Consider the following 18979-nt stretch of genomic DNA (forward strand, 5'->3'; position numbering starts at 1 on the left):
GTGACCATGCCAACTTCACTCCCTTCCTGGTCCAGATGGCTGCTCGCATTTATCGCGGCCCTGCTTGTGGGTACACTGCTGGGCAGTCTGGTTCAAACGCAATTCAATCTGCTGGCCATTCAGTCCATGGGTTTTCCCGTCCCGCTAACTGTGCGGCTGGTGACCAGCGCCCAGGATCTGCTGTTCTTTGGTCCGGTATTCGCCGCTCTGTTTGGCGGCAGCTTTCTGGTCTCACAACCGGTCGCCCTACTGATCAACCGCTGGCTGCCTCCCGTCTGGCAGCCCCTGCTTTGCGCGCTGGGCGCGGCTGTGGGATTTGCGGTCACCCTGAAACTGGTTGATGCCCTTGCGCCCATGCCGACCTTGATTGCAGCCACCCGATCCGCTTCCGGCACTCTGGCCCTGCTGGCCTGCGCCGCACTGGCCGGCTGGCTGTTCGCCCGCTGGCGCCCCAACCGCTCGACTCGACCGGTACGATCACCTTTGGCTACATCCGCGGCCCTTGTGCTCGTCGGTGCGATCGGGCTGCTTCCCGAACCCGCCTCAGCCAATGAGTCGGCAGATTACCGGATCGAAACCGTGGCCCAGGACCTCGAACACCCCTGGTCCGTGGCGTTTCTCCCGGAAGGCGGCCTGCTGGTGACTGAGCGCCCGGGGCGACTGCGCCATATCGACGCTCAGGGTCATTTGCACGCTCCCATTTCAGGTGTTCCCGAGGTCTATGCCCAGGGTCAATCCGGATTGTTTGACGTGCTCCTGGCCAATGATTTCGAGCACAGTCGCCGACTGTATCTGAGCTACGCCTGCGGCACCTACAGCGCCAACCATACTTGTCTGGCCAGTGCCCAGTGGCAGGATTCGGCCCTGCGGGCGGTCCAGGAAATTTTCCGGACCCGACCCGCCAAAACCGCATCAGCCCACTTCGGTGGCCGTCTGGCCTGGCTGGAAGATGACACGCTGGTGATGACGCTGGGGGACGGCTTTGACTATCGCGAGCAGGCACAGAATGTGAGCAATCATCTGGGCGGTACCGTGCGGCTCAATTCCGACGGTTCGGTGCCGACCGACAATCCGTTTCGGAGTCAGACAGGGGCCGCCCCGGAGCTCTACACCCTGGGCCACCGCAATGTGCAGGGATTGTTCTTTGATGCCGCCTCCGGCACGCTGTTCAGCCATGAGCACGGCCCCAAAGGTGGCGATGAGCTCAATATATTGGTACCGGGGGAAAACTACGGTTGGCCGGCAGTGACCCATGGGCTGGATTACACCGGAGCGCGAGTCTCACCCTACGAGCAATGGCCCGGCATACGCCCACCGCTCTGGCACTGGACGCCGTCCATCGCGCCTTCGGGTTTGACGCGTTATACCGGTACCTTATTTCCCGAGTGGGAAGGCAGTTTACTGGTCGGTGGCTTGGCGTCACGACAAGTGCATCGGCTGACGTTCACCGATGGGGTGATCACGGAACAGGCGCCGCTGTTTGGTGAGCTGCAGGCACGCATTCGGGACGTTCGGGTCGGCCCGGACGGGGCTGTGTATCTTGTGACGGACAGTCCGGAGGGGGAAGTACTCAGGGTAACGCCGGATTGACGGAAACACCGGCTCGGGAACGGCCGGGGAGAAAAGTCGGGGCGGGCGATGCCCACCCCGGACAATGTATCAGTCTTCGCTGTTATCGGGCAGGTAGGCACCGTCTTCGTCGTGCACTTCACGACCGGTGACCGGCGGGTTGAAAGCGCAGATCAGACGCATATCTTCAGTGCCTCCACGCAGGATGTGCTTGTCGTGCTTATCCAGCGCGTACAGAGTGCCATCGGTGATTTCATGGGTTTCGCCCGTGGCCAGGTCGGTGATCGAACCATTACCGCCCACACAGTAAACCGCTTCCAGATGGTGTTTGTACCAGAACGTGTGCTCGGAGCCTGCCTTGATGATGGTTTCATGGAAGGAGAAACCCATTCCGTCCTTTTTCAACAACAGACGGCGGCTGGTCCACTGTTGTGCGCTGACTTCGCGTTCACTGCCGATGATGTCCTGCACACGTACAATTTTCATAAATGCTCCTCGTTGACTTGAATGTTCAGCCGACCATTATAACCGAAATGGTCCCGTGACCCCACGGGCGCTCCTCCAGCTGTCACTGAATGTCCAGATCCAATCCACAGCCGTAGGCCTCCGTCCGGGATATATTCACCTCTTTTCCCGCCATGCCGGCCTCCAGAGTGGCCTCAATATAACTGGTGGCGGACTCAATGGCGTCGGGACTGGAGCCATCACTGTCATCCGGAGCACCGCTGTACACCAGCGTGCCACGCGGGTCGATGATGTAGATCTGAGGGGCTTTGCTGACGCCATAGGCACGCGCGACCACACTGGTGTCATCCAGTAGAACCGGCGCACTGGCGCGCAGGTCATGGCTCTCCTCCAGTGCCAACGCCTCTTCCGCTTCAATCACATTGTCCGGGCCGGGCGCCGAGGAAATGATGGTGAGCCACTTTACTCCCTGCTCCCGATAATGCTCCTGCAGGCGGGGCAAATTGCCGCTGTCATAGTGATTCTCAACCGCTTCACACCCCGGATGAAACCACTCCAGTACGACCCAATCCCCAATATAGTCCGTGAGCGTATGGGGCTGGCCCGCCGCATCATTGGCCCGAAAGGCCGGCGCGGGATCTCCCGGGGTGGCGGTTGCCAGGGCGGCGGCCGGCATCAGCAGCGATGAGAGGCACAATAGGTGACCCAGAAACGGCTTCATTCAACGAGGCTCCTGTATTGACTGAACATGTTGTCTGCTACGTCATACGCGCATGCGATGCAGACATACGACAGGCTCGCATCCTAACAGACTCAGGGTGAATTCTCAGCCGTTTCTATGGTTTACAGCGGCAGACTGACGGGCCTATACTGTTTTTATATACAGTATTTTCTCGCGAGGTATACTTGAACCCCGACCTGGAACAACTCAAGCAGCGACGCCTGGTCTGGCGTGGACGCGATGCCGCCCGTCCGCTGGAAGCGCGTGACAGCGGTTGGCCAGAACTGGACGAGCGACTGGGTGGCCTCCCCGGCGCCGGAGTGGTCGTGATTCAGGCGGCTCCGGGCATTGGCGAACTGCGGCTGCTGTGGCCATCCATGGGGAAACAGTCCCGACTCACAGTCCTGATTGCCCCGCCTTACCGGATAGGGGCCGAAGGCTGGCTCGGTGGCGGTGTGACGCTGGAGAAGCTGTTGGTGCTCCACCCCGACACGGCTCAAGCCGCCCTCTGGGCGACCGAGCAGAGCCTGAAAAGCGGCACTTGTGGCAGTGCCTGTCTGTGGCTGGCGCAGCGTTTACAGCCGATCCAGGCCCGGCGTCTACAGCTGGCCGCCCGTGCCGGCCAATCCACGCTGTTTTTGTTCTCGCCACCCACTCTGGAGATTCCCCACCTGCCCATCGATCTGCATCTGGCCCTAAGTGCCGTTCCACAAGGCGTCCGGGTCGAGGTACGTCGCTGTCGACAGGGGCGACCACTGGCACCGTTCACCGTGGTCATGACCGAACAGTGGCCGGAACTGACCCGACCACAGGCTCACCCCGGGCAGGGACCAGCGGTACAGCAACGCCACGCCCAGCAACGCCACGACGGAGCAGAGGCGGTTTAACATGCTCTGGCTCTACCTCCGGCTACCTCGACTGCAACTGGATACCCAGGCCCCTGATGACGATTGCCCCGTGGCCGTTGTGGATGAGCGGGACAACCGGGTAGTACAACTGAATGAACCGGCCTCCCGCGCGGGAATTACGCTGGGAATGGGGCTGGCAACCGCCGCAGCGCTCTGCCGGGAGGTCCAGTTACTGCCCTACCAGCAAGCCATTGAAACGCGTCGCCTGGAAGAGCTGGCCCACGGGTTATACGATATTTCAGGTGACATATCTACAGACCCTCCCTGTGGAATGTGGCTTGGCGCCTCAAGAATGGTTAAGTACCATAATGGATTTGACAATTATTGCAAAAAAATAACGCGCTTTTTGAGCCGCCGTCGCCTGTCAGCCCGGCTGGCGTCCGGCCATACCCCACTGGCCGCCAAACTGCTGGCCCACTCCCCGGAAGCGCCACTGATTGAATGCCCTGATAGACTCCGGCAAGCCATCCGGGACTGCCCGCTCAGCGCCACCCAATTGCCAGAACAAACACAGGAGCACCTGCATCGGCTTGGCATCAAGCACCTGAGCGGATTACTGGATATCCCACCCAAGGCGCTGTCCCGGCGCTTTGACCGACCGCTGGCCGAATACGTGAGCCGGCTCGTCGGCTACTTGCCCCACCCCCTGCCCTTCTATCAGCCACCGGATTACTTTCGTCAGCATCGGGAGCTGCCCTGTGAACTGACGTCCAGCCATTCGTTGACCCCCTGGATCAGACGGCTGCTGGAGGAACTGGAGGCGTTTCTACACCACCGGGACAGGGTCGTGGAGCGAATTGAACTGACGCTGCAGTTGCGCAACCGGGAGCCTCTTTCGCTCACCATCGGCGCGGCGCAGGGGGAGTCCCGTGCCGAGCGCTGGTGCCCCCTGGTCCAATTGACGTTGGAGCGGCATCCGCTGGAGGCCCCGGTAGGCGGGCTGACGCTGACGGCCCGCACGCTGATGCCCCGCCCCGGGACCTCCGGAGACCTGCTCGGTGAACGCCACGGCGCATCGATGGAACCGGCCCAACTGGTGGCGCTACTTCAAGCGAGGCTGGGTTCAGACCGGGTCCGGGGCCTGATGGTTGAGGAAGACTTCAGGCCGCTGCGAGCCAGTATTGAGTCCCCTCCCCTTGAGCCTTCGTCGCCGACAGCCCGAGGCACCGAAGCGGCTCAGCCCGTCCCTCCCGCCTTGCGCCCCGCCTTTCTGCTAGCCGAGCCACAGGCGTACTTGCAACCCCTTGAAATCATCGAAGGGCCAGAGCGAATTACCACCGGATGGTGGGACGGTGAGCCCCAGGTTCGGGACTATTACATCGTGCGTAATGCCCAGGGACAGTGGTGCTGGGCGTTTCGGGAGCCGAACCGTTCAGGATGGTTTTTACAAGGGTATTTCGCGTAATTGTGAAAGGCGACAACCGATTCGAGGGGCGTTGCCCCTGAACCGGCTGCCGACCGCCCTATCAGGCGGATTTGGCGTCACCCGCGTGATAATCCCGCGCCAACCACAGGTAGACCGCCGGCACCACAAACAGGGTGAACAGCGTACCGATGGTCATACCGCTGGCAATCACCAACCCCATGGCATGCCGGGAGGCTGAACCGGCACCCGTGGCAATCAGCAGCGGTACCATGCCCAATACGGTCGCGGCCGTGGTCATCAGAATCGGGCGAAGACGAATGGCGGTGGCCTCTTCAATGGCCTCGCGTTTGCTGCGCCCTTCTTCCTGCAGTTTATTGGCAAATTCCACGATCAGGATACCGTGCTTGGCAATCAGGCCGATCAGCGCCAACAGGCCCACCTGGGTGTAGATATTGATGCTGGTCAGTCCGAGGCTGATAAAGATCAACGCACCACAGATACTCATCGGTACGGTCACCATGATGATGATACTGTTGCGGAACGACTCGAACTGAGCCGCCAGCACCAGGAAGATCACCAGCAGGGCAAAGAAAAACGTCATGACCAACTGCTGTCCTTCACTCTTCAACTGACGTGATTGCCCGGAGTAGTCGACAGCGAAACCGGCCGGCAGCACTTCGGCGGCGATCTCATCCAGCAAGGTCAGGGCCTCACCGAGGGAAACCCCCGGGCGGGGTACGCCAGAGATGGTGACCGAGTTCAACTGCTGGAAACCGGTCAGCGAGCGGGGCTGGACCGATTCTTCCAGCGTCACCAGCGACGACATGGGCACCAGCTCGCCCTCTACGTTCCGGGTGTAATAGTTCTCGAGTTGCTCAGGGTTCAGGCGCTCAGTGCGCTCGACCTGGGGGATCACCCGGTAAGAGCGGTTGTCCAGCGAGAAGCGTCCGGCGTAGCCACCCCCGGTCATACTGCCCAGGTCGGCGGCCGCCTGCTGCATATTGACCCCCATCAGGGCGGCCTTTTCCCGATCGATCTTGACCGTCTGGCGGGGACGGTCAATGCGCAGATCGCTGTCCACAAAGATGAACCGGCCCGTCTCTCTCGCCCGGGACAACACCTCGTCGGCCACCTCATCCAGCACCGCATAAGGCTGAGTGGTTCCGATCACAAACTCGATCGGTGCCCCGCCGCCACCGGGCGATGGCAGTGACGGGGGCACAATCGCAAACACATCGAGACCGGGAACCTTGGACATGAATGGCTGAATCTCGTTGTCGAGAATTTCTTGTGTGGTGCGCTCCCGGCGGTCCCAGGGCGCCAGCACCATGCCGGCACCTGCGGTGTTGGAGCCGTTCATACCATTGATCACAAACATTTTCTCCAGCTCGGGAATCTGATCCCGAAGCTGATTGATATAGTCCGTATTGCGCTCGGTATAATCCAGGGTGGCGTAGGCATCACCGGTGGCAATGGTAAAGACAAAGCCCTGATCTTCCGGCGGCTCCAACTCGGTGCTGCTGGACACAAACAAAAAGTAACAGGACACCAGAATGATGAGGGCAAAGACCAGCACCACCGGGGTGGTGTTCAGCGTACCGTGCAGCCAGCGCTGATAACCCTGGCGCAGTTTGTCAAAGTGGTCGTCCAGCCAGACTTCAAACTTCGGCCGGGGGCCACCATGGCTGCGCGAGCGCAGGATACGCGAGCACATCATCGGGGAGAGCGTCAGCGCCACCACCCCGGACAACACCACTGTCGCCGCCAGCGTGAAGGCAAACTCGACGAAAAGAATACCGGTGAGACCACCAATAAAGCCCAGCGGAATAAACACGGCCACCAGTGTGGTGGACATGGCGATGATCGGCCAGGCCAACTGGCGCGCCCCGAGAATGGACGCCTCCAGGCGTGACATCCCCTCTTCCACATGGCGCTGAATGTTCTCCAACATGATGATGGCATCATCCACCACAATGCCGATGGCCAGTACCATCGCCAGCAGCGTCAGCAGGTTGATCGAGAACCCGAAGATCCACATCAGGAAGAAGGTGCCCACCAGCGACAGTGGTACGGCCACCGCCGGTACAATCACGCTGCGTACCGACCCGAGGAAGGCATAAATCACCAGAATCACAATGATCAGGGCCAGTACGATGGTGAGCACCACCTCATCAATGGCGCTCTCGATGTATTCAGTGGAATCATAGGGAATGTCGGCTTCAAGGCCTTCGGGCAACTGAGGGGTAATGTCCCGATCCCAGACCTCGCGTACCTCGGCGATCACATCGAGGGCGTTGGCATCCGGGGAAATCTCAATCCCCATAAAGGTCGCGGCCAGGCCGTTAAACGTTACCGAGGTATCATAGTTCTCTGCGCCCAGTTCTACATCGGCGACATCCCGCAACCGCACCAGTGCGCCATTTTCGGAGCGTACCACCAGATCCTCAAACGCCTCGGCACTGCGCAAATCGGTGCCGGCATTGAGGTCAATCGCCACCATCTGACCCTTGGTCCGCCCCAGAGCGGCCAGAACGTTATTGGAACGCAGCGCGCCCATCACATCAGAGCCGGTCACACCCAGTGACGCCATCCGCTCCGGGTCCAGCCAGATACGCATGGCAAAGGTCCGGGCACCGAGAATCTGGGCCCGCTGGACCCCGGGAATGGTCGACAGCTGGGGTTCCACGACCCGCACCAGGTAGTCGGTAATCTGGTTGTTATTGAGCAGCTCACTGTAAAACGACAGATACATCGCCGCAGTCGACTGCCCGACCGCCAGTGTCACCACCGGGTCCTCGGCCTCTTCCGGCAAATCGGAGCGCAGGGCATTCACTTGCGCGGCAATCTGGGTGAGTGCTTCGTTGGGGTCGTAATCCAGTCGCAGATAGGCCTGAACCGTACTCACCCCCGCGCTGGAGGTGGACTGCACATAGTCAATGCCTTCCGCTGCCGCGACTTCCCGCTCCATCGGCTTGGTAATAAAGCCCTGAATCAGATCCGCATCAGCGCCGATATAGGCCGTACTGACCGTCACCACGGCGTTCTGGATTTCGGGAAATTGGCGCACGTTCATATCCATGCCCGCACGCGCGCCCAGTAACAAAATAAACAGGCTGACCACCGAGGCCAACACCGGTTTGCGGATGAATACGTCAGTAAACCGCATACAATTTTTCTCCTTTAAGCCTGCTGGGCCTTACTGATTGACCGGCGTCGGTTCCAGCTCAGCGCTCGGCTGAACACTGGGATCATCATTGATTTCGACCGGGGCGTTATTACGCAACTTGAGCAGGCCGGACGTGGCGATCCGCTCTCCCTCTTCCAGACCGTCCAGTACCGCGATCAGGTCGCCGCGGCGATCGCCCGTGCGTACAAATCGACGCTTGGCTCGCAAGGTCCCTTCTTCGTCTTCTGACAGAACGAAAACGGAGTTGCCATAAGGATCAAACTGAATGGCGGTCTGCGGTACAACAATCAGATCCTGGGGCTCGCCCAGAGCCAGCGTGACCCGGCCGAACATGCCCGGCCGCAGCTGTTGATCCGGATTGGCCAGAATGGCCTGAATGGTGAACGTCCGGGTAGACTCGTTGATGGCCGGTTCGATCGCACTCACCTCACCTTCAAACAACGCATTGCCATAGGCATCCACCCGGGCCTTCACCGGCAACCCCACGTCCACCGCCGCCAGTTGCCGCTCGGGCAGATCGAAGTTGAGGTACACCGGATCAAGGGACTGTACCGCCACCACCGGGCTGCCCGGCGACACATACTGGCCGATATTCACCTGCCGGATGCCCGAGATACCATCAAAGGGCGCCCGAATGGTTTTCTGACGGATCCGCGCTTCCTGGGCCTTCACCGCTGCGGTGGCCTGGGCCGCCTCACTTTCGCGGCGCTGAAGCTCGGATTTTGAGCTGTTGCCTTCGTCGAACAGTCGCTGATAGCGTTCAAGCTCCATGAGTGCAAGCTTTTCCGCCGCCTGCAACCGACGCAATTCCGCTTCATCCACTTCGATATCCAGAGACACCAACCGTTGTCCTTCGGTCACACGATCGCCATTTTCAAAATGGATTTCGGTAACAATACCACTGGCCTCGGTCGTCAGCTGAGCGCCGTTGACCGCGCGGAAACTGCCCACCGCTGTGGTTTCCTGACCCCACTGGGTCCGACCCACTTCCGTGGCGGTAATGGTGACGGTCTGCTCCGGCATGTTGTCAAAGAAATTACCGATCATGGTATTGATGAATGCCTTGAAGCCGAAAATGCCGCCAAAAACGACCCCTACGGCCACCAGCATAATGATCATTCGCTTGGTCATGCGTGTGCTCCCTACTCCTGAATCGCGCGTCGCGAAGGTATCTGACTCTGAAATGTGGTGTATTCCGAAACCCGCCGACCGGCCCCGGAACCTACAGTGAAACCCTGGAAAAGATCTGTTGAACCCTGAAGCCAAACGGATACGCGGGGGTGGGCTCTTTAGATGTGCGCAAAGCTTACAACAGGGCGCCGTAAAGGTACACGGTTGTTACAGAATCTTACATATGGCACCGAGGCGTATGCCTTCTTTCAATAGCAGGTCCCCTCTGTTTATTACCGCACCGCCTGGTTGCTCTACTTGCATAATCGGCATTGTCGTAATACTGTATATATAAACAGGTATTGAATGCAGCACGCCATGAGCTACGCCGAACTCGTCTGTCAGAGCAATTTTTCCTTTCTGGAGGGAGCATCCCACCCCGAAGAGCTGATGGCCCGGGCCGATGAATTGGGCTACCGGGCGCTGGCACTCACCGACGAATGCTCGGTGGCCGGCGTTGTACGCGCCTACGCGGAACACCGCCGGCTCGGGTCAGAAACCCGGCTGATCGTCGGCAGTCGGCTGCGCCTGCCACCGGGGCTGGACGTGGTTTTGCTTTGCCCCAGCCGTCAAGCCTATGCCGAGCTCTGCCGGATCATCAGTAACGCCCGACGGCGCAGCCCCAAGGGTCAGTACCAACTTGAAAAGTGGGATCTGAAATCTGTCCAGCATGGACTGCTGTTATGGTTGCCCTCCGGCGACGGAGCGCTGGATCATCGCTGGGGCCAATGGTTGAAAAACCATCATGAGGGTCGACTCTGGCTGGGCATACGACGTCACCTGACGCACCGGGAGCACCGGATGATTGCTCACTGCGAGCAGCTCGCACAGGACCTGGACCTGCCCCTGTGCGCCTGCGGTGATGTCTTGATGCACCGGGCCGAACGCCTGCCACTACAGCAGGTGCTCACCGCCATACGCCTGGGCACCACCGTTGCCAAAGCCGGTCGCAGGCTCTGCCCGAATGCCGAGCAAAGCCTGCGCAGTCGCGCCAAACTCGAAAAACTGTTCAAGCCCGAATGGCTGGCCGAAACTCTGGCGATTGCCGAGCGCTGTACTTTTGATCTGGGGGAGCTGCGCTACGAATATCCGGCCGAACTGGTCCCCCAGGGGCAAACGCCCTTCTCTTATTTATGCGACTTGGTGGAACGGGGAGTCCGGAAACGTTTCCCCGAAGGTCCCGATGCCGCCGTGAGGGCGACGATCGATAAGGAGCTGGACCTGATTGACAGTCTCGGTTACGCGCACTTTTTCCTGACCATTCATGACCTGGTCGTCTTTGCTCAACGTCGCGGCATTTTGTATCAGGGGCGGGGCTCGGCCGCCAACTCGGTGGTGTGTTACTGCCTGGAAATCACCGCCGTCGACCCGAGACACATCAAAGTTCTGTTTGAACGCTTCCTTTCCAAGGAACGGAATGAACCGCCCGATATCGATGTGGATTTCGAACACGAGCGGCGCGAGGAAGTCATTCAGTACATTTATGAAAAGTACGGGCGCCCCCGGGCAGCGCTGGCCGCCACCGTCATCCGCTACCGGTTCAAAAGTGCCCTGCGGGATGTGGGCAAGGCACTCGGTATCGGCGAATCCCATCTGGACTTTCTGATCCGCAACATCAACCGGCGGGACCGGGACAGCCAGTGGGAGCAGCAGGTAACCGATATCGGACTGGACCCCGAATCCGGAACTGCCCGGCAGTTGGTGCAGTTGGTCAATGAGCTGCGCGGTTTTCCCCGCCACCTGTCGCAACATGTGGGGGGCTTTGTCATTTCTTCGGGGCCACTCTACGAGCTGGTTCCCATTGAGAATGCGGCCATGGCTGAGCGCACGGTCATCCAGTGGGACAAGGATGACATCGAAACCCTGGGACTGCTGAAGGTGGATGTACTGGCACTGGGCATGCTCACCGCGCTGCGCAAAAGTTTTGATCTGGTGCGCCGGCACTGGGGACGCTCACTGACCCTGTCCGAACTGACCGGCGCCATGGATGACCCGACGGTCTACCGGCTGATTCAGAAGGCCGACACCGTGGGGCTGTTTCAGATAGAGTCCCGGGCGCAGATGTCCATGCTGCCCCGCCTGAAACCGGCCTGCTATTACGACCTGGTCATCCAGATTGCGATTGTCCGCCCGGGGCCGATCCAGGGCGGCATGGTACATCCCTACCTGAAACGCCGGAACAAGGAAGAAGCGGTTGACTACCCGTCCGAGGACGTCAAAGGCGTCCTGGAGCGCACCCTGGGGGTTCCCATTTTTCAGGAACAGGTCATTCAACTGGCCATGGTGGCCGCCGGATTTACGGGCGGAGAGGCCGACCAATTACGACGCGCCATGGCGGCCTGGAAAAAAACCGGCGACCTGGGAAAGTTTCACGGCAAACTGGTGGATGGCATGGTGGCCCGGGGCTACACCAACGAGTACGCGCAGCGCATTTATCAGCAGATCTGCGGTTTTGGCGAATACGGTTTTCCCGAATCCCACTCGGCCAGTTTTGCCCTGCTCGCCTATGCCTCGGCATGGCTGAAACAACACTACCCGGAAGCCTTCTACACGGCGCTGCTCAACAGTCATCCCATGGGGTTTTATTCCCCGTCACAGTTGATTCAGGATGCCCGTCGCCACGGGCTGGAGGTGCGACCGGTCTGCGTGAATTGCTCGGAGCGGGATCACTGCCTGGAGAAAACCGATCAGGGCTGGGCCATTCGTCTCGGCTTCCGGTTGGTCAAGGGACTTTCCGAAACCGGTATCGCTCAGCTTGTGAAGCAGCCTCGCCGGGACGGCCGGAACGGAGAGTGCCGTTTTCATCAGGTGTCCCAGTTGCAGTCCGCCGGCTTCAGTCAGCGGGACCTCGAAGCCCTGGCCAGCGCCAACGCCCTGCATTGCCTCAGTGACAACCGCTACCAGACCCGATGGACATTGATGGACCAGAGTCACTCCCTGCCGCTGTTTGCCGACCTCGATGAACCACCCCCCCTGGCACAGGCGGCCGAACCGGAGGCGGACTACTTACCGGCCCCAAGCGAGCTGGACAATCTGGTGGAGGATTATGCCAGTACCGGGCTGACCCTGAACCGTCATCCGATCACCCTTCTCGATGAAGCCGGTGTGATCGGACGTTTTACCCGGGCCAAAGACCTGAACACCCGGGATCACAAATCCATGGTAGCGGTTGCCGGTGTAGTGACCGGACGGCAGAGCCCCGGAACAGCCGCCGGAGTCACTTTCATTACTCTTGAGGACGATACCGGCAACAGCAACGTTGTGGTCTGGCTGGCCACGGCCCGGGCCCAAAAGCAGGCCTATTTAACCGCACGACTGCTGAAAGTTCACGGCATTCTCGAACGGGAGGGAGACGTCGTTCATATCATTGCGGGCCGTCTGGAGGACCTCAGCCACCGGCTGGAGGCGTTGTCCACCCGATCCCGGGACTTTCACTGAGCCCGAATGCGCTGCTGATTACTGCCGAGTAAAAACCAGACAGCGATTGTTGGCGGGCAGCTCAAGGGTTTCGCTTAGGTGCAACCCCCTGAGCTCGGCCTCTTCGGCGACCGTCTGACGGTTGCGAATGCCACGGTGCGCGACCTGGGATCGGAGCTGCCGGTCGAACGCCGCGTTGCTCTCACTGGTGAATTCACCCTGTTCATTGAAAGGCCCATAGACAACCAACAGCCCGCCGGGTGACAGGATACGCGCACAGCCATCCAGCAGCGACAGCACCGCTTCCCAGGACATAATATGAAAGGTATTCGACGTGAACACCGCGTCCGTCTGCTCAAGGGGCCACACTGGCTGCGTAACATCGAGGGTCAACGGCGGTTGCAGGTTGCTGCCAAAATAATCCGCCAGCCAGGTCCGTATGCCTTCATGGTGTTCAGGCAAATCGCTGGTCTGCCACGTCAAATGCGGCATGGCTGCCGCAAAGTACACGGCATGTTGCCCGGTGCCCGTACCGATTTCAAGGACGTGACGGAAGGTCGCAAAACGCGGCGCGAGTACCGACAATATGGGCTGCTTGTTGTTCTCGCAGGCTTGGGAGAAGGGTTTGTCGACGACCGTCATAAGAACGACTCCGGCACGGTGAAAGAGGCCCATTGTATCTCAATAAAACAACACTGACTCACCCACCCGGTCAATCAACAAATCCCGATAGTACTCTGCCTTGGCAATATGCAATGTTTCCAAGGGGTTGAAGTCATCCGTAATCACCAGCTTGGTATCGCCCTCGACATTCACTTCCCGGGCTTCCAACCATCGACGAGGGGGTTCGGGGCCGCTGAGCTCCAGGGGGGCGTCCGACACCACGAACACGAAGTCATTGAATGTCGCCTCCGGTGAGGATACAAAAGTGCGACGATGCTCAAACACCTGATCCAGGGTGTTTGCCACAGCCTCCACCGGTGCCTGCTGCCCTTCGTGAGTCAAGCCAACAAAGTTCAGTGCCAACACGCCCCCTGGTTTCAACCGGGCTTTCAATGTCTGAAACATTTCAAGACTCAATAGATGAATGGGCTCCGCGCCTCCGGTAAAACAGTCGTGCACAATCAGGTCATAACGCCGATTGAGCTGCTGGATCCGGTAGCGCGCATCGCCCACTACCACATCGCCCGTCGGCTGAAAGCTGAAGTAGGCCTGAGCGGCGTGAGCCACTGCCGGGTCAATTTCAATGGCGTCGGTTCGCACTCCAAAACCGGCGTAGGCATTGACCAGGTGACCACTGCCCAGACCCACCAGCAATGCCGAGTCCCCGGCCGGATGAAACCGGGGCAACTGCCCGACAACCTGCTGATACCCCAACAAACCCAAGCCGGTCTCCAGATCTTCAGCCCCGATCGTCGAGCCCCCGGACATCAGCCAGCGTATGCCGCGCTCCGGCTGATCAATGACCCTGACCCAACCGTAATGGGTTTCCGCCTCAAAGACCACCTCCGAGCCAGGATAATGCCGCGTGCCCACCGTGGAGCCGACGCCCAGTAACAGCGCCGCCGCCAACACGCCCGTCGACACACCCCAGACCAGCAGTGAATGGCCGGACTTCAGCCGCTGACGCTCGTAAAGTGACAACACGAACGCCATTACCAGCATCAGCAGGCTGAGACTGATAACAATGATCTCGGTACCGAACAGGGGCAACAGGAAAAAACCGAGTACCAGGGTGCCCAGCACACTGCCGAGCGTACTGATTGCGTAAACCGTGCCGGCGGTTCGCCCCACCCGCTCCAGTCCCTGAGTCACGGTTTTGATCACGTAGGGGCCGACCATTCCCAGCGTCAGCAGGCAGGGCGTGAACAATACCAGTGCACTGAGCAACGCCCCGCCCCGCAACCCGAGTCCATTGCTGGCCAGTTGAACCGGTTTGCTCAGTAACGGAATCACTCCAATCAGAACTGCGGTGACCAGAAGAATATGGGACAGCCGCAACCAGGGCGCGGTGTCGGCGAGGCGCCCGCCCACCAGATAGCCCACTGAAAGTGCCAGCAATGCCGTGGACAGTAGCGAGGACCAGACGATCATACTGACGCCATAGTAGGGGCCGATGATCCGCGTTCCGAGCAACTCGATCATCATCACAGTCGCGCCGGTCAGACTGGCGGTCACATAAAAAAGCCACCGGTCAATTCGGGTCAATGGCGGGTGACCACGCGCGTTGTCAAAAGGGTTCTGTTGGGGCTTGGTCTGCTTGTGTTTGGACACGTTCCATGACCTCTATTATTGTTGTATTGCAAATGGTTAGCCGTAGACTATAAGAAGTTCCGCAAGCTGCCAACGCGACCTTCCGTTTTTGTGGTCTGGTTCGCAGCCTGTGAAAAGTATCCGGAGGCACTGTGCGTCGATTACCGTCTGTTCTCGCCTGGCTCAACGGCCTGATCCCCTTGGTGGCCGTTGTCGGGGCTTACAGCATAGCGCTGCACCAACAGGCCGCGCCGGCATGTAACCCACTCATCGACGGCTGCACTTCAATCAGTCGGGCGGCGCGCAGCGGCGATGCGATTTTCCTGTTTCGGGGCCTGATGATGCCGCTGAGCATGTTGCTGGTGCTTTACTGGCTGCTGCAGTGGCATTGGCTGAACCAGTTGATCGGCCCACGCCGCCGACACACTGTCGCCCTCTGGCTCGGAATCATTTCCGCGCTCGCACTGGTGCTCTACACAAACTATCTCGGCACTGGTGGAGGTTTCTACGAGTTTATGCGCCGTACCGGCATCATCTTCCATTTCGCCTTTGCCTTACTGGCTCAGTTGATTTGCGTGCAGTCGCTGTTCAGCGCCCGCAACCGGCTTCCATCGGACATTATTACCCCGGTTCGCTGGCAGTTTGCGCTGGTGTCAATCCAGTGGTTGTGGGGCGCGGTATCCCTGGCGGTGGATATCACTCTGCCCGCGTTCGAATACGAGGCAAAGAACGTGATTGAATGGAATTTCGCCTGGGCAATGGTGGGGTTTTACGGTGTAAGCGGCTGGATCTGGTGGCGACACCCGCCCCAACCGTAGGGCTCTCATGCTTTACCACAAAGGCCTGATATGGCACTGAGGCGTCAGCGAGGAATACCGTTTGCAGACTCTCGAAGGCATGGATGCCGACGCGAAGCCCCCATGGGCCGCTCTTTGGCATCCATGCCACCGCGGCATTAGTGAATCCCTTCACGTCACGGGTTTACGGCGGGTCTGCAAACGGTAATCCTCGCTGACGCCGGGCGTGATCCGCAATACCAAAACTCTACGGGTTAATGAGCGGCATCACATGAACGCCCTACACCAATGAACCCCACAGGTCGTATTCGTCCGCCTGCTCAATGATAACCTGAACCTTATCGCCCGGTTGCAGGCCCGCGGCGCCATTCAGGTAGACCAGGCCGTCAATTTCCGGAGCGTCGGCGTAACTGCGACCGATGGCGCCCTCTTCATCGACTTCATCAATCAGCACCTCCAGAGTGCGACCGATCTTGGCCTGAAGTCGTTGGGCGGAAATTTTCTGCTGTACCGCCATAAAGCGGTCGAAACGCGCCTGCTTGATCTCTTCCGGCACCGGGTCGGGCAGCTCGTTGGCGGCCGCCCCTTCCACCGGTGAATACTGGAAGCAGCCAACGCGGTCAAGCTGTGCCTCTTCCAGAAAATCCAGCAACTGCTGAAAATCTTCTTCGGTTTCACCAGGAAAGCCGACGATAAACGTGGAGCGAATGGTCAGGTCCGGCACCTGTTCGCGCCAGCTCTTGATCCGCTCCAGGGTTTTTTCGACCTGCCCCGGACGCTTCATCAGTTTGAGCAGACGCGGGCTGGCGTGCTGAAACGGAATATCCAGATAGGGCAGAATTTTACCTTCCGCCATCAGCGGAATCACCTTGTCGACATGAGGGTAGGGATACACGTAATGCAGGCGTACCCAGACACCCAAATCGCCCAACGTCTCGCACAGCTTCAGCATGTCGGTTTTCAGCGGGCGGCCGTCCCAGAAGTCGGTGCGGTACTTCACATCAACGCCGTAGGCGGAGGTATCCTGGGAAATCACCAGCAGCTCCTTGACCCCCGCTTTCACCAGGCGCTCGGCCTCGCTCATCACCTGCCCGATCGGGCGACTGACCAATTTGCCCCGCATATCCGGGATGATGCAGAAGCTGCAGCTGTGATTGCAGCCCTCGGAAATTTTGAGGTAGGCGTAGTGCCGTGGCGTAAGCTTCACGCCCTGGGGCGGCACCAGGTCCACAAAGGGGTTGTGGTCCTTGACCGGCGGTAGGTGTTGGTGCACCTGATCGAGGACTTTTTCGTAGGCGTGTGCCCCGGAGATGCCCAACACCCCAGGGTGCACTTCACGGATCTCCTCCTCCTTGACCCCCAGGCAACCGGTCACCAGCACTTTGCCGTTTTCCCTGAGCGCCTCACCGATGGTGCCAAGGGACTCCTCCACCGCACTGTCGATAAAACCGCAGGTGTTCACAATTACCATATCCGCCCCGTCGTAGGTCGGGACAATCTGATAACCCTCGGTGCGCAACTGGGTCAGAATACGTTCGGAATCGACCAGGTTCTTCGGGCAACCGAGACTGACAAAACCAACGGTGGGCGTGTGTTTCATAAGACAAACTCGTGCGGGGCGAAAAAGGGCGCTATTGTAGGCCTTCCGGGTCCGGATTGCATGGGGTTCCCGTGGTAGAATGCCGGTTTTCCCTGAACGAGCCGTAATAGATCTCCATGAGGCCCAGCCCACGCATCACCTCCCTGCCCTATTTTTCCGACAGCGCTCAGTGGTTTGCCTGCCTGGCCGATTGGGACGCCCCGGTGTGGCTGGACAGCGGACACCCCGGCAGCCACTACGGCCGCTTTGATATCCTGGCCGCCGAACCGGGCACACAGCTCACCTGCCGAGGCACTCACTGCGACATACACCGTCTCGGACAGGCACCGGAGCGCCGGCGTGCTCCGCCACTGGAGGTCGTTCGCCAATTGATGCCGCCCCCGCTGGCCCCCCTTGAGGAGGTTCCGTTCGCCACTGGCGCCATCGGCTATTTTGGCTACGACCTCGCCCGCCGCCTGGAGCGACTGCCAGAACAGGCCGACGCCGATATCACTCTACCGGACCTCTGGCTGGGTTTTTATGACTGGGCTATCGTGCAGGACCACCAGACGTCCCGGGCCTATCTGGTCACTCGGCCCGAGCGGGATATCGAGCAAGTCCACGCCCGGCTATTGGCCAAAGCGCCGGAAAACGCACTTGATGATTTCCTTGAAGAAACTAAAAATAACTTTATTATCAGTAGGTTCAGTGCTGAACTTAATGCAGATTCTTATCACAAAAAGCTCGATCGCATTCTCGATTATATCCACGCCGGCGACTGTTACCAGATCAATCTGGCCCAGCGATTCCATGCCGACTACCAGGGCAATCCCGCCCGGGCCTTCCTGGCCTTACGACAGGCACTGCCCTCCCCATTTTCCGGCTTTATCCCGCTGGCGGACGGCGCGGTGATCAGCCTGTCTCCCGAACGCTTTATTGCACTGCAGAACGGTCAGGCGGAAACCCGCCCGATCAAAGGCACCGCCCCACGCCGGAACGACCCGGAGGCCGACCGGGCTGAGGCACAGGCCCTGGCCCAAAGCGCCAAAAACCGGGCGGAGAACCTGATGATTGTCGATCTGCTGCGCAACGATCTGAGCAAATGTTGCCACAACGTTCGCACGCCCAAGCTGTTCGAGTTGCAGAGCTTCGCCAACGTTCACCACCTGGTCAGCACGGTCACCGGCGAACTGAACCCCGACGCCGACGCCCTGACGCTGCTCGCCGGCAGCTTTCCCGGGGGTTCCATTACCGGTGCACCGAAGGTTCGCGCGATGGAGATCATCGAGGAGCTTGAACCGGTTCGACGCTCGGTATACTGCGGCAGCCTCGGCTACCTGAGTGCCGATGGCAATATGGACACCAGTATTGCCATTCGCACCCTGGTCTGTGATCAGGGGCGGGTCTACTGCTGGGGTGGAGGCGGTATCGTGGCGGACTCCGAGCCGGAGTCAGAATACGAGGAAAGCTGGAATAAAGTGCGGGTGCTGATGGAGACGCTTGAGCGCGAGTTTTCCGGGAAGCCGTGAGGGCGCCGCTTGGGCGCC

General features: G+C 59.7%; 13 protein-coding genes. 6 read left to right on the plus strand and 7 right to left on the minus strand.

All coding sequences use genetic code 11. From position 1 onward, the window contains the following. Nucleotides 1-6: 6 nt before the first annotated feature. Nucleotides 7-1590: a PQQ-dependent sugar dehydrogenase gene (locus OOT55_RS05200; protein ID WP_265368076.1), complete on the plus strand. Its 1584-nt coding sequence runs from the start codon at nucleotides 7-9 to the stop codon at nucleotides 1588-1590. Nucleotides 1591-1659: 69 nt separating this feature from the next. Here the strand turns inward: OOT55_RS05200 and OOT55_RS05205 are convergent, their stop codons facing one another. Next, a complete protein-coding gene (locus OOT55_RS05205; RefSeq protein WP_265368077.1) occupies nucleotides 1660-2055 on the minus strand; it encodes an ectoine synthase in 396 nt (131 codons plus the stop codon). 82 nt (nucleotides 2056-2137) lie between these two features. Beyond that, nucleotides 2138-2755, minus strand: a complete 618-nt coding sequence (locus OOT55_RS05210; RefSeq protein ID WP_265368078.1) for a redoxin domain-containing protein — start codon at nucleotides 2753-2755, stop codon at nucleotides 2138-2140. A 185-nt stretch (nucleotides 2756-2940) separates the two neighbouring features. Here OOT55_RS05210 and OOT55_RS05215 point away from each other — a divergent pair, with 185 nt between their 5' ends. Beyond that, nucleotides 2941-3642, plus strand: a complete 702-nt coding sequence (locus tag OOT55_RS05215) for a hypothetical protein (protein ID WP_265368079.1) — start codon at nucleotides 2941-2943, stop codon at nucleotides 3640-3642. Between the two features lies 1 nt (nucleotide 3643). Beyond that, nucleotides 3644-5068 (plus strand): Y-family DNA polymerase, encoded by a 1425-nt coding sequence (locus OOT55_RS05220; protein WP_265368080.1) that lies wholly within the window; start codon nucleotides 3644-3646, stop codon nucleotides 5066-5068. Nucleotides 5069-5129: 61 nt separating this feature from the next. Here OOT55_RS05220 and OOT55_RS05225 read toward each other — a convergent pair whose 3' ends face one another. Together OOT55_RS05225 and OOT55_RS05230 are read right to left on the minus strand one after the other, a co-directional pair. Beyond that, entirely contained in the window at nucleotides 5130-8195 is a 3066-nt protein-coding gene (locus OOT55_RS05225; RefSeq protein ID WP_265368081.1) for an efflux RND transporter permease subunit, read from the minus strand. A gap of 30 nt (nucleotides 8196-8225) precedes the next feature. Continuing rightward, nucleotides 8226-9347: an efflux RND transporter periplasmic adaptor subunit gene (locus OOT55_RS05230; RefSeq protein ID WP_265368082.1), complete on the minus strand. Its 1122-nt coding sequence runs from the start codon at nucleotides 9345-9347 to the stop codon at nucleotides 8226-8228. Between the two features lie 357 nt (nucleotides 9348-9704). On the opposite strand from OOT55_RS05230, the gene OOT55_RS05235 reads away from it, so the two are divergent. Beyond that, on the plus strand, nucleotides 9705-12824 hold the full coding sequence (locus OOT55_RS05235) for an error-prone DNA polymerase (protein WP_265368787.1): 3120 nt from the start codon (nucleotides 9705-9707) through the stop codon (nucleotides 12822-12824). Between the two features lie 18 nt (nucleotides 12825-12842). On the opposite strand, the gene OOT55_RS05240 is transcribed toward OOT55_RS05235, so the two are convergent. Together OOT55_RS05240 and OOT55_RS05245 are read right to left on the minus strand one after the other, a co-directional pair. Beyond that, a complete protein-coding gene (locus tag OOT55_RS05240; protein ID WP_265368083.1) occupies nucleotides 12843-13445 on the minus strand; it encodes a DUF938 domain-containing protein in 603 nt (200 codons plus the stop codon). Between the two features lie 39 nt (nucleotides 13446-13484). After that, on the minus strand, nucleotides 13485-15077 hold the full coding sequence (locus OOT55_RS05245) for a fused MFS/spermidine synthase (protein ID WP_265368084.1): 1593 nt from the start codon (nucleotides 15075-15077) through the stop codon (nucleotides 13485-13487). Between the two features lie 131 nt (nucleotides 15078-15208). Here OOT55_RS05245 and OOT55_RS05250 point away from each other — a divergent pair, with 131 nt between their 5' ends. Beyond that, nucleotides 15209-15874, plus strand: a complete 666-nt coding sequence (locus tag OOT55_RS05250; RefSeq protein ID WP_265368085.1) for a hypothetical protein — start codon at nucleotides 15209-15211, stop codon at nucleotides 15872-15874. A gap of 259 nt (nucleotides 15875-16133) precedes the next feature. On the opposite strand, the gene rimO is transcribed toward OOT55_RS05250, so the two are convergent. Then, nucleotides 16134-17453 (minus strand): 30S ribosomal protein S12 methylthiotransferase RimO, encoded by a 1320-nt coding sequence (gene rimO, locus OOT55_RS05255; RefSeq protein WP_265368086.1) that lies wholly within the window; start codon nucleotides 17451-17453, stop codon nucleotides 16134-16136. A gap of 116 nt (nucleotides 17454-17569) precedes the next feature. On the opposite strand from rimO, the gene pabB reads away from it, so the two are divergent. Next, a complete protein-coding gene (gene pabB, locus OOT55_RS05260; protein ID WP_265368087.1) occupies nucleotides 17570-18961 on the plus strand; it encodes an aminodeoxychorismate synthase component I in 1392 nt (463 codons plus the stop codon). The last annotated feature ends 18 nt before the right edge of the window (nucleotides 18962-18979 follow it).

This window comes from Marinimicrobium sp. C6131, from assembly GCF_026153455.1.
Taxonomy (GTDB): Bacteria; Pseudomonadota; Gammaproteobacteria; order Pseudomonadales; family Cellvibrionaceae; genus Marinimicrobium.

Bases quoted from the DNA above. Each gene is read 5' to 3' on its own strand.
- OOT55_RS05230 (WP_265368082.1), bottom strand. From the start codon at position 9,347: ATGACCAAGCGAATGATCATTATGCTGGTGGCCGTAGGGGTCGTTTTT.
- OOT55_RS05240 (WP_265368083.1), bottom strand. From the start codon at position 13,445: ATGACGGTCGTCGACAAACCCTTCTCCCAAGCCTGCGAGAACAACAAG.
- OOT55_RS05220 (WP_265368080.1), top strand. From the start codon at position 3,644: ATGCTCTGGCTCTACCTCCGGCTACCTCGACTGCAACTGGATACCCAG.
- OOT55_RS05205 (WP_265368077.1), bottom strand. From the start codon at position 2,055: ATGAAAATTGTACGTGTGCAGGACATCATCGGCAGTGAACGCGAAGTC.
- OOT55_RS05200 (WP_265368076.1), top strand. From the start codon at position 7: ATGCCAACTTCACTCCCTTCCTGGTCCAGATGGCTGCTCGCATTTATC.
- OOT55_RS05235 (WP_265368787.1), top strand. From the start codon at position 9,705: ATGAGCTACGCCGAACTCGTCTGTCAGAGCAATTTTTCCTTTCTGGAG.
- OOT55_RS05210 (WP_265368078.1), bottom strand. From the start codon at position 2,755: ATGAAGCCGTTTCTGGGTCACCTATTGTGCCTCTCATCGCTGCTGATG.
- rimO (WP_265368086.1), bottom strand. From the start codon at position 17,453: ATGAAACACACGCCCACCGTTGGTTTTGTCAGTCTCGGTTGCCCGAAG.
- pabB (WP_265368087.1), top strand. From the start codon at position 17,570: ATGAGGCCCAGCCCACGCATCACCTCCCTGCCCTATTTTTCCGACAGC.
- OOT55_RS05225 (WP_265368081.1), bottom strand. From the start codon at position 8,195: ATGCGGTTTACTGACGTATTCATCCGCAAACCGGTGTTGGCCTCGGTG.